The 12568-nt window shown below is 42.6% G+C and carries 12 protein-coding genes; 1 reads left to right on the forward strand and 11 read right to left on the reverse strand.

Going from position 1 to position 12568, the window contains the following annotated elements:
• Positions 1 to 855 (reverse strand): formate dehydrogenase accessory sulfurtransferase FdhD, encoded by an 855-nt coding sequence (gene fdhD / locus GPM24_RS08030; protein WP_158826248.1) that lies wholly within the window; start codon positions 853 to 855, stop codon positions 1 to 3.
• Positions 856 to 1070: 215 nt separating this feature from the next.
• On the opposite strand from fdhD, the gene GPM24_RS08035 reads away from it, so the two are divergent.
• Positions 1071 to 4148, forward strand: coding sequence for an FAD-binding and (Fe-S)-binding domain-containing protein (locus GPM24_RS08035; RefSeq protein ID WP_158826249.1), 3078 nt, complete (start codon positions 1071 to 1073; stop codon positions 4146 to 4148).
• 65 nt (positions 4149 to 4213) lie between these two features.
• Here GPM24_RS08035 and GPM24_RS08040 read toward each other — a convergent pair whose 3' ends face one another.
• From GPM24_RS08040 to GPM24_RS08085, 10 genes are all read right to left on the reverse strand, one after another.
• Positions 4214 to 4792 (reverse strand): Maf family protein, encoded by a 579-nt coding sequence (locus GPM24_RS08040; protein ID WP_158826250.1) that lies wholly within the window; start codon positions 4790 to 4792, stop codon positions 4214 to 4216.
• Positions 4793 to 4834: 42 nt separating this feature from the next.
• Positions 4835 to 5347: a KdsC family phosphatase gene (locus GPM24_RS08045; protein ID WP_158826251.1), complete on the reverse strand. Its 513-nt coding sequence runs from the start codon at positions 5345 to 5347 to the stop codon at positions 4835 to 4837.
• Between the two features lie 62 nt (positions 5348 to 5409).
• Positions 5410 to 5655: a Fe-S cluster assembly protein IscX gene (iscX, locus tag GPM24_RS08050; RefSeq protein WP_158826252.1), complete on the reverse strand. Its 246-nt coding sequence runs from the start codon at positions 5653 to 5655 to the stop codon at positions 5410 to 5412.
• A gap of 98 nt (positions 5656 to 5753) precedes the next feature.
• Positions 5754 to 6086 (reverse strand): 2Fe-2S iron-sulfur cluster-binding protein, encoded by a 333-nt coding sequence (locus GPM24_RS08055; protein WP_158826253.1) that lies wholly within the window; start codon positions 6084 to 6086, stop codon positions 5754 to 5756.
• 19 nt (positions 6087 to 6105) lie between these two features.
• Complete coding sequence (locus tag GPM24_RS08060; RefSeq protein WP_158826254.1) at positions 6106 to 6888, reverse strand: Rossmann-like and DUF2520 domain-containing protein; 783 nt, start codon at positions 6886 to 6888, stop codon at positions 6106 to 6108.
• On the reverse strand, positions 6885 to 7607 hold the full coding sequence (locus GPM24_RS08065) for a phytanoyl-CoA dioxygenase family protein (protein ID WP_158826255.1): 723 nt from the start codon (positions 7605 to 7607) through the stop codon (positions 6885 to 6887). The genes GPM24_RS08060 and GPM24_RS08065 overlap by 4 nt, the downstream gene beginning before the upstream one ends.
• A complete protein-coding gene (ccsA, locus tag GPM24_RS08070) occupies positions 7607 to 10069 on the reverse strand; it encodes a cytochrome c biogenesis protein CcsA (RefSeq protein ID WP_158826256.1) in 2463 nt (820 codons plus the stop codon). Before ccsA ends, GPM24_RS08065 begins: the two co-directional genes overlap by 1 nt.
• A 6-nt stretch (positions 10070 to 10075) precedes the next feature.
• Positions 10076 to 10489 carry a cytochrome c maturation protein CcmE domain-containing protein gene (locus tag GPM24_RS08075; protein WP_158826257.1) on the reverse strand — a complete coding sequence of 138 codons (414 nt, stop codon included), beginning with the start codon at positions 10487 to 10489 and terminating at the stop codon, positions 10076 to 10078.
• Positions 10490 to 10566: 77 nt separating this feature from the next.
• On the reverse strand, positions 10567 to 10950 hold the full coding sequence (locus GPM24_RS08080) for a hypothetical protein (protein ID WP_158826258.1): 384 nt from the start codon (positions 10948 to 10950) through the stop codon (positions 10567 to 10569).
• 136 nt (positions 10951 to 11086) lie between these two features.
• Positions 11087 to 12520 carry a Glu/Leu/Phe/Val family dehydrogenase gene (locus GPM24_RS08085; protein WP_158826259.1) on the reverse strand — a complete coding sequence of 478 codons (1434 nt, stop codon included), beginning with the start codon at positions 12518 to 12520 and terminating at the stop codon, positions 11087 to 11089.
• Positions 12521 to 12568: the final 48 nt, after the last annotated feature.

The raw sequence follows: 12568 nt of genomic DNA on the forward strand, positions 1-12568 counted from the left end.
TTAGGAAATTGAAATGCGATGTTCTGCACTGTATATATTTAAACGTTGTTGGCGCAAAAAGCCAACCAATGTAATGTTAAATTCTTGAGCTAGTTGTATAGCCAAACTGGATGGTGCCCCAATGGCGGCGATAATACGTATACCGGCCATAGCGGCTTTTTGCACCAGTTCAAAACTGATTCGCCCGCTCAACAACAATAATTTTTGAGTAAGCGGCAAATCATTCATCAACAATGATGCGCCAATTAATTTGTCTAAAGCATTATGCCGCCCTACATCCTCACGTACTATCAATAATTCGCCTGATAGCGAAAATAAAGCTGATGCATGCAAACCTCCTGTGCTGGCAAAAACAGCTTGGTGTGCCAATAACTTTTCCGGCAAGCTATATAAAATATCGGCACTAACATAGTCGCTGTCCGCTAAATCAGTATAACTGCTCACCGTACGAATGGCATTGATTGACGATTTACCACACACGCCGCAACTAGAGGTGGTATAAAAGTTGCGTTCAGACTTTTGCAGATTCGGCATAATACCTTCACTCATGTCAACCTGGATTACATTTTCCCTATTCTCGGAACAGGCTATAAAGCAATGTTCTGCCGACAAAACATCTGCAGCGTTTTGAATGATGCCTTCGGTATATAAGAAACCAACGGCCAGCTCATTATCATGGCCGGGCGTTCGCATAGTTACAGCCACGTTTTGTACTTGCCTACTGCTTCCATCGTCATAGGATAAACGTATTTCCAGCGGTTCTTCTGTTGCAACAGAATCTTGCAAATTGGCCACCTCATCTGTCTCTGATCTGAATTTTATCACTCTCACCGGAGTACTGGCATCTACTAGCATCAATCTAATATACAACCTAATCTGTATGATTGTTCTGCATGGCGTGCTTGTCGACACAAAAGTTACAAGGCTGCAACTTCATCAACATTTATTTTTAAAGATTATAAATTGCGATTCTCTAAAAAGCATACCTTTTTAAAATTGTATAATACCAAACCTAAATTATAATTTGCATTTACTTACAGTTCAAATACTGCCATATTGAATTATAAACCATGAAAGTTGAAGACGTACAGGCCCAGGTGGCCCAGATAGATACAAAACTACTTGAAATTGAATTACGTGCTGCGGTTAGCGGCGAGGTAAGGTTTGATAGCGGCAGCCGAGCGGCTTATGCAACCGATGGCTCCAATTATCGACAAGTGCCCATTGGCGTAGTTATTCCAAAAACTCGCGACGATGTAATTAATACGGTAGCCATTTGCAATAAATACAAAGCCCCGGTATTGTCGAGAGGCGGCGGCACCAGTTTAGCGGGCCAGTGCTGCAATATTGCCGTTGTAATTGATATGACCAAGTACTTTAATGCCGTTTTGGAAGTGAATGCCGAAAAACGCCTGGCCAAAGTTGAACCGGGAGTAGTATTAGATGTTTTACGCAAACAGGCTGAGCAACACGGCATTACTTTTGGCCCCGACCCGGCCACACACAACCGCTGCGCATTGGGCGGTATGCTGGGCAACAATTCGTGCGGTACGCACTCCATCATGGCGCAAAATGCCGGGCTGGGTTCACGCACGTCTGACAGTACCGAAAGACTCACCGTTATGACTTATGATGGCTTGATACTGGATGTAGGCCCGACGAGTGAAGATGAGTTGGAACAGATCATCAGCGAAGGCGGACGACGCGGTCAAATTTACCAAGGCCTTAAAAACATACGCGACAAGTATGCGGATCTTATCCGCCAAAAGTTCCCTAATATTCCACGCCGGGTATCAGGATATAATATAGACGAGCTATTGCCCGAGAATGGCTTTAACGTAGCTAAGGCATTGGTAGGTACCGAAGGTACTTGTGTAACTATTTTAGACGCCACGCTAAAGCTTATTCCAAATCCTAAAAACCGCTCGCTATTGGTATTGGGCTATCCAAGCATATACGATGCAGGCCGGCACACTATGCTGTTACTGGGCACTAAGCCTATGGCATTGGAGGGCATCGACCATAAATTGCTGGAATTTATGAACCGCAAAGGCCTGCATATTGAAAACCTTACTTTGTTGCCAAATGGCGGCGGTTGGCTGATGGTTGAATACCCTGGCGATAGCCAGGAAGATGCCAACAACAAGGCACGCGAGGTGATGGAGATACTAAGCCGGGAAGAAAATCCACCGGAGATGAGCTTGTTTACCGATCCTGTGCAATCACAAAAACTTTGGCAAATCAGAAAATCTGGCTTGGGTGCTACAGCCTTTATACCGGGTATGAAAGATACCTGGGAGGGCTGGGAAGATGCGGCCGTGCGGCCTGAGCATATTGGCGAATACCTGAAAGATTTTAGAAAGCTTACTGATGAATATGAGTATGACGGTGCATTGTACGGTCACTTTGGTGATGGCTGTATGCACACCCGCCTGGATTTTGATTTTACTACGGATGAAGGCGTTGAAAAGTATCGCCGCTTTACGGTGGATGCAGCTAAACTGGTACTAAAATATGGCGGTTCACTATCAGGCGAACATGGCGATGGCCAGTCGCGTGCCGATTTATTGGAGATGATGTTTGGTCCGGAATTGATGGTTGCCTTCCGCGAGTTCAAAGAAATTTGGGATCCTGAGTACAAGATGAATCCGGGCAAGGTAATTGAGCCTTATGGGCAAACAGCCAACCTTCGTATCAGCCCCAGTTATAATCCACCGAAGGTTAAAACACATTTTAGCTTTCCGGAAGATCATGGCAGCTTTGCACATGCTACGCTTCGTTGCGTAGGCGTAGGCGAATGCCGTAAGCATGAAGGCGGCACCATGTGCCCCAGCTACATGGTAACCCGTGAAGAAGAACACTCGACCCGCGGCCGCGCTCACTTATTGTTTGAAATGCTGGAAGGTGATGTCATCACAAAAGGTTGGCAAAGCGATGAGGTAAAAGAAGCACTGGATTTGTGCTTGGCTTGCAAAGGTTGTAAAAGCGACTGCCCGGTAAACGTAGATATGGCTACTTACAAAGCTGAATTCTTATCCCACTATTATGAGAAGAAGCTTCGCCCCCGCTCGGCTTACGCCTTTGGCTGGATTTACTGGTGGACACGGCTGGCGTCGTTGGCACCCGAGGTAGCAAACTTTTTTACCCAAAACCCAGTAACATCCAAACTGGCAAAAAAGATAGCTGGTGTTACTCCTAAAAGAACAATTCCAAAGTTTGCCAATTACAATTTTAGAGATTGGTTCTTTAATCAGTCCAAATTACAAACACAGGCAAAGCCTAAAGTAATTTTATGGGCCGATACCTTCAACAATTACTTTAAGCCCGAAACGCTGGTGGCTGGCAAAGACGTACTGGAAGCCGCTGGTTTCGAAGTTGTGGTTCCCAAACAGATTTTATGCTGTGGTCGTCCGCTTTATGACTTCGGTATGCTGAAAACGGCTAAGCGCTTATTGGTTGACATTTTGAATAGTCTACGAGAGGAAATACGTGCGGGTGTACCCATTGTAGGATTAGAACCGAGCTGTGTAGCTGTATTCAGAGATGAACTGGTGAATTTGCTGCCTGACGATGTAGATGCCCGTCTGTTAAAGCAGCAAGTTTTTACCATTTCTGAGTTTTTAGATAAAAAAGCGCCCGACTTTATAATTCCCAAGCTGAGCAAAAAAGCTTTGGTTCATGTGCACTGCCATCATAAGGCCATCATGAAAACGCATTCTGATACGGAGGTTTTAAACAAATCTGGGCTGGATTACAAATACCTAGATTCAGGCTGTTGCGGCATGGCCGGCTACTTTGGGTATGAGGAAGGCTCGCATTATGAAGTGGGTTTAGCGGCTGGCGAGCGGGTACTGTTACCTGCCGTTAGAAATGCTGCCAAAGAAGACATTATCATTACCGATGGTTTCAGTTGCCGGGAGCAGATTGAACAAGGAACGGACCGGCATGCCCTGCACACTGCACAAGTGCTGCAAATGGCCTTAAAAGAGCAAGGTAAAGTATCTGCTACCGCTTATCCGGAGAAGCCTTATGTAGAAAACAAACCAGTTATCCATGGTGCAAAACTAAAACGCTATGCCTTGTTGGGTGGAGCGTTAGTTGCCGCGATTGGTGTTATAGTTGCTGTAAGCAAGGCAAGAAAAAGCTAGGCTTGCAGACGCTGAAGAAGGTAAAAAATAGAAAGCCTGATGTCGATTTATCTGGCTTTCTATTTTTATAAAGTTTTAAGTCGCATCAGCTGCTGATATACTTTCTCGGTAGGTAATCCAACTACATTGGTATAAGATCCATTGATACGTTGTATACCGGTTACACCAACCCATTCCTGTATGCCGTATGCACCGGCTTTGTCTAAGGGCTGGTATTTATGCACATATGTAGTAATTTCCTCATCAGTTAACTTACGGAAGAAAACTTCTGACACATCGAAGAATTTATTGTACTCTCCCTTGTAGAAAATGCATACACCGGTTACAACCCTGTGCACCCGGCCAGACAATAGCTTTAACATTTCTACCGCGTGCTCGGCTGATTCTGGCTTACCAAGTATCAGGTCGTCAATACAAACAATGGTGTCTGCAGTGAGCACTGCTTCATCACTTAAGGTACCGTCGTAAGCTTTGGCTTTTTTTTCAGCAATGTAAACAGCTACTTCCTCAGGTATTAAACCTTCGGGATATGATTCATCTACTTCTTTTAGCACCACTTCAAAATCAATATCCATTTGCTGCAGCAGTTGCTGACGGCGCGGCGATTTTGAAGCTAAAATAATTGGAGGAATATTAGTGTTCATAAATTCTGTTGTTTGATATTGCTTAGCCTACCAGCCAAATGGTTACCAGCTGTAAGCCTCGGCGCCCATCCATTTGCCTTGAATTTTAAGGGTTTTTTCAATCACATCACGCGCCGCACCCTGGCCACCGCCCAAAGGTGATATGTACTCACTAACTTCCTTAATTTCTTCTGCCGCATCGGCGGGGCATACCGGCAATCCCACCAGTTTCATCACACCTAAATCGGGTATATCATCGCCCATATACATTACGTTCATGGGGCTTATGCCGCGCTCGTTAATGTATACCTTAAAAGTGTCGGTTTTGTCGCTGCATCCCAAGTACACGTGCTGTATACCCAAGCTGTTTAAACGATGCATAGCAATTTTCGATCTGCTGCCCGATATGGCACAAACGTTATATCCTAACTTTACAGCCAGCTGCAAAGCGTAACCATCTTTGATGTTGAATGCACGGGTTTGCCCCCCCTGCTCGTTCACATAAACAGAGCCATCGGTCAAAACACCGTCTACATCAAAAATGAATGTGGTAATATCTTTAAACTTATCAAACAAGGTTTTGGATTTTATAAAAGGTTAAAGTTTAACAGGAATAAGATAATAAAGACAATGCTTTATTATTGATTGTCACGCCATTCATACACCCAGGCCGACTGTATCTGCTCCAAGTGTCCTTCGTTGGCTTCTTCACGTGTACCGGCAAAATCTGGTAGGGTTAGCACCCATTCCAGCAAGTCGGTAAAACGGATACGGTAAATTTTTGATTCATCAAAATCATCGCCAAACTTTTCATACAAGCCCATGGCAATATCCTCGTAGTCGTTCCAGTAAATAGGTAAGGCAAATTTTTTATCGTTGCTCATAAAGTGTTGTGAGTTATCTGTACTGAGTTATCGGGTTTAGTTCGTAAGCGTCAGAAAATTCTGACAACTAACAACACATAACCGACAACCAACCTATATTAATGTCCTAAAAATTGTGACTGATCTGGGATGGTAACTTCAATATCGCCATCAATGACTACACACTGGCAGCCCAGGCGCGAATTGATGCGCGGATTTACCGCACGGTCAATGAAATCCTCTTCCTTGTCTGATATTTCCTGCAGGCTATCCATACCCTTATTTACGTAGATATGGCAGGTACTGCAACCGCATACACCGCCGCAGTTGTGTTGCAATTCGATGCCGTTTTCCATGCAAACGTCCAGCACCGACTCGCCTTCTGCTATCGGCAACTCCACCGTTTCGTGACCTGCCTCCTCAAAGTTGATTTTTACTTTAAAAATGTCCATTTTGGCAAAAGTAATAAATTTACGCAATGCTGGGTTTGTCGGTTCCCATTTTGATGATTGCCTGACTTAACATTTCATAAATCCGGCTCAACTCAGCATTATCTTTTAATAATGCCAAATGAGCGTCCATGGTTTTAACATCATTGCGAATAGCCGGTCCGGTTTGCACATCGGCCGGAAATTGCTGTTGTACTTTTTCGGCAGTTTCAAGTATGAGCGGCCGTAATAAATTAAAATCCAATTGATGCTGCGCCAGTAATTTCTGCGCGGTGTAATACAAATAGTTGGGAAAATTGCAGGCGAACACAGCAGACAGATGTAATATACGGCGCTGCTCGGAATTAACCTCATACACATTATTGCTAATGGTTTGCGCCAATTCTTTCAATTGAGCGGTAATAGAAACATCACTCCCTTCAATGCATAAAGGCACGGTTCTGAAATTTACCTCCCTGATTTTACTAAATGTTTGCAGCGGATAAAACACACCAGCGTTATGTGTGTGATTCAACAGGGTTTGCATGGAAGTTGCCCCTGAGGTATGAACAGTTAGCTTTTGATATCCGGCTATTGCACCAGCCACTTCTTCAATGGCATCATCTTTTATGCTAATAATAAATAAATCAGTATCCGACGACAATTGCTGCAAGTTATCAATAGCCTCTGCCTTTACATGGTAGGCCAGTAAAGATGCATTCTGATAGTTAGGGCTATAAACCTGTTTAATATAATGACCTGCATTTTTCAACGCTGCCGCCATATGAGTGGCTACATTACCAGAGCCTATAATGGTAATTTTCATGATAATCTATTACGTTCAGACCACAACAACGGTCTAGGTAGTTCTTCATTACTAAATTCAACATGTATCACTCGCCTGCGCTTAGCACTGACAGTTCTGTTAGATGCATGTAATAACAGTGGACGCATTATCATGATGCCGCCTTTTGATACAGAACATACCTTTTCCTTTTCTTTGCTCCAATCTATAGTTTCCGGCCGATAGATGCCTTTTGCATGAGATTGAGGAATTACTTTTAAAGCTCCGTTGGTTTCGTCTGTATCATCCAAATGAATGCGCACTGTAAAGTTACCTTGCAAAATTGTTAATGGAGGCTGTACGGCAAATTGGTTTTGCTTAACCGTCCATGGACCAAAACCAGAAACATCCGCTTTCTTATTAACCGATATGGTTAAATCCTGATGATAGGCTACAAACCAGTTCGATTTTTCCGGCTTATCAAAATAGATGGATTTTACCACAAAAAATTCGTCGCCAAACAACGTGTTTATGATGCCTTGCAGCTTTTGCGTTAATACCAAAGGCCCAATCTCTGGTACTTCTTTAAAAAATTGCCTAATGGCAAACAGATCATCCGTTTTTCGAAACGTAGCCTTAGAAGTATCCACCGCTTCTATTTGAGCTATCAAAGCCTCAACCTCCTCAAACGAAAAAACGTCAGGAATAACTGTAAAACCGTTATCCCTGACGTTCTCTTTATGAATTTGGAAGTCAAGCATTAGCTAACCCTTAACTCTTTGTTTCTTCTAAATATCGACATTACGAAACCTATCACCATAATGATGGTTCCGGCCCAGAAAAAGTTGATGTAAGGGAACTCGATAGCCCGCATTACAATATAAGGCTTTTTGCTTTCTGGTTGTTGATATACCGTAATCTCAAATTTGTTTTGAGCAGGGATGACTTTTGTAAAACGAATTTTTAAACCGGCATCATCTACTTTTTTGGCAAAGTCAAAGGCGTTACCGTCTTTAATCATAAACACCGGCTCGGCAGTATATTTGCGATCATGTGATACAATCTCGAGTGTAGCACCCAACATTACATCATTGTTGCCCATGGGAATGTTCATGATTTTAGGGGCCTTATTTAAGCCACGCAATACCATGTATCCTTCACGGAATGGAATAGTATCACCAATGCTCACTTCGTGCACAATCGCAGGGTCGTATTTCTTATCGTCGTTTGCTTCAGAATGCTCTTGAGCACCCATGCCACCGGCATCTTCCATTTCATCTTTAATAGGTGCGGCAGATACGTGAGTGTATAAATCGTGGAATAAATAGTGCTTAGTATCAGGTGACGAAACCAGTCCCATTTTAGCGTTGGCCTGCGAATTGGGCGTTAATATGAAGCTTTCAGTTAACTTGCCAGCTGCATCAAATTTTTGGTACTGTACTTCAAAATAATGATTAGGTGCAACTATAGAATCGCCTATATATGTCACTTTATATCCGCCCATATTTACTGGCTGATATTTATACAGCATAATGTTTTCTTTCACATCGGCTACTTTATCAAAACCTTGAACCTGTATAACGCCGCTTTCGTTGTTCGATACTACTTTACTGGTACCGGCAGCAATTAAAGCTCCTACCAGCAGCAATGCAAAACCAATATGAGCTACGGCTGATCCGGCCAGTTTATACTTGCCTTTTAAGGAATCAGCCAAAATTTTTGCGTTAGCCAATACACCATAAACCGAACCGAACATCGCTAATATAAATACAAACTTCAATTTGTAAATACCTGTCAGGAACACAATTGCAGCAGTAATAATAGCTGATACTACCAGGTAAACAATTGTGGTGATAAAGAAACGGGTGGTATCTGTTTTTTTATATTTCAGGAACTGGGTAAAGCCCAAGAACAAGGTTATAATAAACGCAAAACCAGCCTGAAAAACATTGTATAACTGTACCGGATTAGTTGGCGGTGCAATGTGTGTTTTAAACATGGCATTCCATACAGGTATGGAAGTTACCACTACCAGTTGCAAGCATGACAATCCTAAAAAGGCTGCTCCAACAAACATCCAAAACTCACGCGAATAAGTCTCTTCTTCTTTTTTGGTAATTGGCATTTCTTTGCGACGCCAAACCAGCAGCCAAACGGTAATGGCAAAGAAAATCACCACATCAGCTACCAGGTGCCAAAACATACCCAAATCGGTAAAAGCATGCACAGAAGTTTCGCCCAGGATACCGCTACGGGTTAAGAACGAAGCATATAATACCAGCACAAAACTTAACAAAGTAAGAAAGGTGGCAGTAAAATAAGAGTGCCCGGTATTTTTGAAAACGATGAGTACGTGTACTGCTGCTATAAGCACTAGCCACGGAATCATAGATGCATTCTCTACCGGATCCCAAGCCCAAAAGCCACCAAAATTTAACGACTCATAAGCCCAGAATGAGCCCATGATAATACCAGTGCCCAATACCACTACAGCAAACAAGCCGTAAGATATAGCTGGTGCAACCCATTCGGTATAGCGTTTTTGCCACAAGCCGGCTACTGCATAAGCAAACGGTACCACCATTGATGCAAAACCTAAAAACAATGTAGGCGGGTGGATAACCATCCAGTAGTTTTGCAGCAAAGGGTTTAGCCCGTTGCCATCTTTGATATACTGCAGGTAATCCGGTCGACTAAAAATTGGCGCTTGTATTACTTCACGCAGTAAAATAAACGGCGAGCTACCTACGCGCTCACCTAAAATTACTACGCCCAACAGCATGGATGATAGCAGGGTTTGCGATAACATCACTACAGTCATGACCGCGTTTTCCCACGATTTAGCTTTCCAAACCAAGATGTTACCTAATACGGCTTGCCAGAAAGTCCATAGCCAAAAACTGCCCTCCTGCCCTTCCCAGTAACTGGAAATTATATAATACACCGGCAGCTTGCGCGAAGAGTGCGCCCAAGCATAATGAAATTCAAAAAGACTGTTATAAATAATATAAAACAGGCAGCAGCCTATAGCTACAACCGATGTAGTATTGATATAAAAAGCAATACGGCCTAGCCATTGCCAGGATTTATCGAGCTTGTTGGTTTGTGTAGTTGCAAAAAAGTAACTGATGGTTGAAAGCAGCGCGGTGCCAAATGATAGAACAATAAAAAACTGTCCTAAATGCCCTGGCAATAGGTGCTCCCCTTTAAAAACTGTATCCATTAAAATTTATATGCTGGCTTGCTTGGTAGCGTTAGCCTCGGTGATTTCTACTTTATCTTCGGTGTATTTAGACGGGCATTTCATTAAAATTTTAGACGCATGAAATTCCTTACCCTGCATGGCACCGGTCAGCACAATTTGTTCAGAACGTTCAAAATCCTGAGGCTTGGTGCCGGTAAATACCACTTTACACTCTTCACCTTTATTATCTTTCATATAAAAAGAAAAGTAATTGGCGTCTTTAGTGGCATCATAATACAAAGGTTTCTCTTTGTTTAGATGACCCACAATATGCAATTCCGTTTTGGTTTGCTCTGCATCTTTAAAAGACCCGTAAGTACTTGAATTAGAATAGGTACTTATGATAACAGCTATAGCTACAGCTATAACGATGATACCTAAAATAGCGCTTTTTTTCATGAAGTTTTACCTGCTGTAAATCAGATTACAAAAATACAAAACGTATCACGAAATAGCTTTATTACAATAGATATATCTTATTTAGAATTATTCTTAACACCGCGACTTGGAGAATCGACTGTATACCCGGCCAAACTGGTCAACTGTGATGCATGAAATTCGTTGCCTTGCATAACGCCGGTTACTGTAACATAGGCTGCGCTATCCAAGCCTTGCGGCTTAAACCTACCGGTCATAACTACCTTTCGTTCATCTCCTTTTTCATCAATCATGTAAAATGACCATTGCTGCTTAGTACTTAGTGAATCATGCAGTAAAGGTTTAGTTTTATCAAAGCGACCTGTTACTTTGAATCCAGAACTTTTTCCTTCTGCATCTTTAAAATAGCCGGAACTAGAGCATGCACTCAACAAAAACATAGTAGATAATACGGTAATACTGAAGACAATTTTTTTTCTCATGATAAGTTAGTTGTTTAAGAATAGATCAATGCTGTTAAACTTTGTTACGAAACCATCGAACATTATTTTACAATAAAAAGCCCCAATACAACGAATGTATTGGGGCTTTTAAATATTACACTGAACGTTGGCATTATTATGGCCAAACACCCAAATTTTGGTAGCTTACTGCAATTTTATTAATAGCTAACACAAAAGCTGCAGTACGCAGGGTATCGATATTTGGATTGGTTTTGAATGTTTCCCGAATTTCGTGGTAAGAACGGATCATAGTGTCTTCTAAACCTGAATTCACCAATTCCAGCTCAGAGGCACCTTTGATGATAGTAGCACGTTGCTGCGGATTTAACGTTACACCCGTAATCCCTTCTACCATATTTACCAAGTTAAGATTAGAATTTTCTTCAAATCTACGGTTCATACGACCAAACGATACGTGCGAAAGATTTTTCAACCACTCAAAGTATGAAACTGTTACACCGCCGGCGTTGGCGTACATGTCGGGAACGATGATTCCGCCCATTTCATAAAAAGCAGCTTCAGCTTCGGGCGTAGTTGGGCCGTTGGCGCCTTCTACTATAATTTTAGCCTGCAGGTTACGCACATTATCGGCAGTAATCTGGTTTTCCAAAGCAGCCGGTACCAGAATATCGCAAGGTTGTTCTAAACCTTCAGATGATTTAGTAAAGTTTTGAGCGCCCTCAAAATTCAAGATAGAACCGGTTGCTTTACGATGTTGAAACACCGCTTCTACATCTAATCCATCGGCATTATAAATAGCGCCTTCATACTCACACAATCCTACGATAATGGCACCAAATTCTGCCAAAAATTTAGCCGAATAGTAACCCACATTACCCAAGCCTTGAACAATTACCCGCTTGCCTGCTAGTCCAGGCGTTAAGCCCAAACGCTGCATATCTTCAGCTACGTTTACGCACTCGCGAGCGGCAATAGCCACGCCACGGCCCGTAGCCTCTCTACGACCAGCAATACCGTGTAGTGCTATCGGTTTACCAGTTACACAACCTAAAGCATCACCCTGGTTAGGGTTCATGGTAGCGTAAGTATCGGCAATCCAGCTCATTTCACGTTCGCCAGATCCGTAATCGGGTGCAGGCACGTCAATGTTAGGGCCTAAAAAGTTCTTTTTAGTTAATTCGACTGTATAACGTCGGGTTATGTTTTCAAGTTCCTGAACGGTATAGTTCTTTGAATTGATTTTAATACCACCTTTTGCACCGCCAAATGGTACGTTTACTACCGCACATTTGTAGGTCATCAGCGCGGCCAGTGCCATCACCTCGTCTTCGTTCACCATTTCGCTATAACGAATACCGCCTTTAGTTGGCGATTGGTGATGCGAGTGTTCAACGCGCCAAGCGTCTATTACCTCGAAGCCATTGCCTTTACGTATTGGAAAACGGAAACGGTAAACACTATTGCATGATTTGATTTGATCCAGCAAACCGGCATCATGCTTGGTAAATTGTGCTGCATGGTCAAAGTTTTTACACACATCATCAAAAAAATGCGTGTCTTGACTTTCAGCTATTGCTAAATTATCCATAATTATATTTTAAGTAAATAATTGGTAAACACTATTTATAGTTTAATC

Source organism: Mucilaginibacter lacusdianchii (assembly GCF_009770985.1).
Taxonomy (GTDB): Bacteria; Bacteroidota; Bacteroidia; order Sphingobacteriales; family Sphingobacteriaceae; genus Mucilaginibacter; species Mucilaginibacter lacusdianchii.